This is a genomic window from Ruminococcus difficilis (assembly GCF_016680995.1).
This window is the reverse complement of sequence record NZ_JAEQMG010000167.1, coordinates 1-2430: the sequence shown is the minus strand read 5'-3', so window position 1 is coordinate 2430 and position 2430 is coordinate 1. Positions and strand designations below refer to the sequence as shown.

The 2430-nt window shown below is 45.1% G+C and carries 3 protein-coding genes; 2 read left to right on the top strand and 1 reads right to left on the bottom strand.

Translation table 11 applies throughout. From position 1 onward, the window contains the following. Window positions 1–177 precede the first annotated feature (177 nt). The gene (locus JKK62_RS15455) at window positions 178–792 is read right to left on the bottom strand and encodes a relaxase/mobilization nuclease domain-containing protein (protein WP_207752211.1); all 615 of its coding nucleotides are present in this window, start codon (window positions 790–792) and stop codon (window positions 178–180) included. Window positions 793–820: 28 nt separating this feature from the next. On the opposite strand from JKK62_RS15455, the gene JKK62_RS15450 reads away from it, so the two are divergent. Together JKK62_RS15450 and JKK62_RS15445 are read left to right on the top strand one after the other, a co-directional pair. Beyond that, entirely contained in the window at window positions 821–1237 is a 417-nt protein-coding gene (locus tag JKK62_RS15450; RefSeq protein ID WP_243411887.1) for a nucleotidyltransferase family protein, read from the top strand. A 357-nt stretch (window positions 1238–1594) separates the two neighbouring features. Then, on the top strand, window positions 1595–2430 hold an 836-nt coding region (locus JKK62_RS15445; RefSeq protein ID WP_201428705.1), incomplete at its 3' end, for a circularly permuted type 2 ATP-grasp protein.

Here is a 2430-nt window from a genome sequence, read left to right as displayed (position 1 = left end):
GGCATGAGCCGAGTAATGAGCAAGTTGGATGGCAGCGCCAAAACCGACCTTGTATTCGCCATACTCGCAATGAACGCCTTCCGCAAACTAAGGGAGGAATTATTGCGTTTGTTCTTACGCTGTTGCCGTTTATCGATGATTATACTACGCGTTCGTGAAAGAGTTTTTCAGTAAACTCTATTTATCTTCACGCTGAGATTGCAGCCGTCTGAGTATCGCTTCTCTGGAGTAATCCTTACCAAGACTGCTTAACCTGACAGGCTTCTGCCAGTCTGGAGCAATCACGGATGGATGCTGATACTTGAAGTTCCGCACAAACTGATAGCCGAGCGAACGCAGATACAATTCAAAATCAAACGGCTTGATCGTACAGGCTAACGCTTCATCAACATCGTGCCGCAGCATATCTTTGTGTGGTACACATCCGCTTTTGCGTACCCAATACGCTTTATCGCCGCCGTAGAACGGAGCATTTTCAAGAACAGACTTGCCGTACTCTCTGCAGACTTCATCAGAAATCTCACGCAGCTTGTAATGGTCGGAAATGTGGTTTTCAAACTTCCGCCCGGTGCGGAAGGACACGCTATTTAGGACAATATGATTGTGTAGGTTTGCCGTATTTAGATGTGTCGTCACGACTATCTCATAGTCATCGCCCCACATTCGCTTGGCAGTTTCAACGCCGATACGGTGCGCTTCCTCCGGTGTGACTTCTCCTGCCTGAAAGCTCTGATATCCGTGATACGCTACCGAGTTGTCGTAGGAAACATAATTATTCGCTTGACAATGCAGAAAAAACTGAATACAATAAAATAGGAGAATGAAAAAGTATCCCTTGCAAAAAAATGGGGATATATTAAGCGAATGTCAAGATATGCAAGTCTGGTTCTATCCGGAATTTTCGCGTCATTTTGGCAGATACTATCGGAAGGGAGTAGTGGTTATGCCTACAAGATCAGAGATTGAAAACACAATAAAAGCATTGCTTGTCCGCTATAACGCCGAATATGCGCTTCTCTTCGGGTCATACGCCCGCGGTGAGGAAACTCCAGATTCCGATATTGATGTGGTTGTGTTCGGAGGCAAAAATTTTAAGAAATCGAATATTTTTGCCTTTGCCGAGGACCTAAGAGAAGCTCTTGGTATAAATGCTGACGTATTTGAAATCTCTGAGGTCGATAAAGGAAGCCCTCTTTACGAAAACCTTATGAATGAGGGAATAGAAATCTTACGCTGATAATAATCGAAACCGTCAAAAAATGCGCAAGTTCAGTTCTATCCGGAATTTTCGCAAAACACATCTTTTTTGCTCAGTCTTGACAATTCTGAAAGTCCGATTTTTATCGGGCTTTTTATTTTTCTGATTTTTAATTCTAAGCTAAGATTATGAATAAAATTAAAGTGAAAAATTCAAAACTGATTTACAAATCCCATGTTAAACGGAATAATCTCAAAAATATGCAGTGATATGCCGGAAAGCTTGCAAAAATGTTGTTGACAAACGAGAAAATAGGTGATAGAATGATTTCATAGACAATGGCGTTTTCCGTATCGGCGGAAAGCGCCCTTGATTCTTTAAATGGGAGGAATTGCTATGAAAGAATTGATTAAAAGCACTGAAACCATTAACCGATTGCTTGCAAGATACGGCGTTAAATTCGGTATATATAAAAACGGAGAATTCAAGGAGCAGCTTTTCCCCTTTGACCCGATTCCGCGAATCATTCAAAACAGCGAATTTCAGTTTCTCGAGAAGGGTCTGAAGCAGCGCGTCAACGCTCTGAACTGCTTTTTGTCGGATATTTACGGAGATAAGCAGATTGTACGCGACGGAGTTATTCCCGCGGAGTTTATCTATTCCGCAAAGGGCTTTTTGCCGCCGTGCGACGGTGTTATGCCGCCGAAGAATATTTACAGCCACATTTCGGGAATTGATTTGGTTCAGTCAAAGGACGACAGCTGGTACATTCTCGAGGATAACCTGCGCGTGCCGTCGGGAGCTTCATATCCGATGATTGCGCGCGAGCTGCAGAGAAGAAGCGCGCCCGACGCGTTCTCGAGCAACAGCGTTATAGACAACCGCAACTATGCCGAGCTGCTCAAGGAGGTCATGGACTACGTCAACACGGGCGGAATCAACGTGATTCTCTCGCCCGGCAGGTACAACGCGGCGTTTTTCGAGCATTCGTATCTCGCCGAAAAGACAGGCGCTGTGCTGACAACGGGCAAGGAGATCATCTGCGAAAACGACAGGCTCTATTACATTGATTATCAGGGCAAAAAGCAGCGCGTCGGCGCGGTTTACCGCCGGATTTCAGACGAGTATCTCGACCCGATGACCTTCTGTGAGGAGAGCGTTATCGGCATACCGCATATTTTTGAAGCGTACAAAAAGGGCAATGTCGCGCTGCTCAACGCTCCGGGCAACGG